Origin of the sequence: Clostridium sp. DFI.1.208 (assembly GCF_024463855.1) — a bacterium.
Classification (GTDB): domain Bacteria; phylum Bacillota_I; class Bacilli_A; order Erysipelotrichales; family Erysipelotrichaceae; genus Clostridium_AQ.
In genome coordinates this window covers 1-1,190 of sequence record NZ_JANGCA010000151.1, presented here as the reverse complement: position 1 = coordinate 1,190, position 1,190 = coordinate 1, and the positions used below count along the sequence as shown (strand labels likewise).

At 28.6% G+C, this 1,190-nt stretch carries 1 protein-coding gene; it reads left to right on the top strand.

Features of this window, described 5'->3' with window-relative positions; genetic code table 11:
- Nucleotides 1–534: 534 nt before the first annotated feature.
- The gene (locus tag NE665_RS23730; protein ID WP_142691794.1) at nucleotides 535–1,038 is read left to right on the top strand and encodes a hypothetical protein; all 504 of its coding nucleotides are present in this window, start codon (nucleotides 535–537) and stop codon (nucleotides 1,036–1,038) included.
- Nucleotides 1,039–1,190: the final 152 nt, after the last annotated feature.

The following is a 1,190-nucleotide window of genomic DNA, read 5'->3' as shown; positions in this document are numbered from 1 at the left end:
ATATGGATTCAGGAATATACAGAATCTTATCGATATGATCATGATCGTATGTTCCCGGTTATACTATGAAATCAAACTATCTTATGAGCTTAGATGATTTCTACCCACACTTAGTGCAGATGCTTCAGAATTTTGTACAAAAAAATAAATAGATATAAACTTTCAAATTCATGTAAGTCCACAATTTTGTGTTGAATTCGTATAAGTCAGAATTTTCTTCTGACTTTTTTTATCCCTTTGTCAAATTTAATAGGGATATAAATATACCAATCGTCTGTTATGAGGGGATATTAAATCTGTTCCATGGGGATATTAAATTCAATTTGAGTCGATAAACACTGATCATTCGGCACTCTGTAAACAAGATATAAACAAGACTATATCATCTTATAGAGAAACAACCTTTTTAAAAACATCATTATATCTTTTAAAATTGAACGCATAAAACTATTGGCAGAGAATAAAAAAATATTTGACTATCTTGACTGTTATGACTGTTTGTTGTATGATGAAATCAAGAAAGGTGGGAGCAATATGCTAACAAATCAAATACATGGGATTGCGTTGCGTTTATCTATTGATAATCAAAATGGGATTGACCCTGCTACAGTTTTAAATTTACATTTTGAGAAAGAAAAAGAAATAAATGATTGGGTCTATTATTCTACTAATGTAAGTCAGGATTCACGACTTACAGATAGAATATCTATGATTGTTTTCTTTTTTAAACAAGGAACGGAAAAAAAATACATTAAAGCAGATGTTGTTGGAGAAGTTCTTTGTTCAAAAACTCCATTTATTCCTGAAAATAAAGATGAAGTAAAAAGACATTCGCCTAAAATATTTTCAGATGAGGAAAGAAAAACTTGGTATAAAATTCAAAACCTTCAAGTTATGGATGAAGTAGAGTTATCAAATTATGTGTATCGAAGAAATGATACTTTTGAATTAGAACCATTAAATGAAACTTTACAGCGTTCTCGGTTTTCAAAATGTTATTTCGAGTCAAAGATAGAAGTGAAAAATAAACTTATCTAAATTGAAAGAGAATTTAATATAATTCTCTTCAGATTGTTGACAAAAGCCTATACCTTTTCGTAAGGACATAGGCTTTTTATTGTATATAGGCAATTTTCGAAATGAAATTGTCTTTTTTTGTATATTTTGAAGGATATATTGAATTTTTTGAT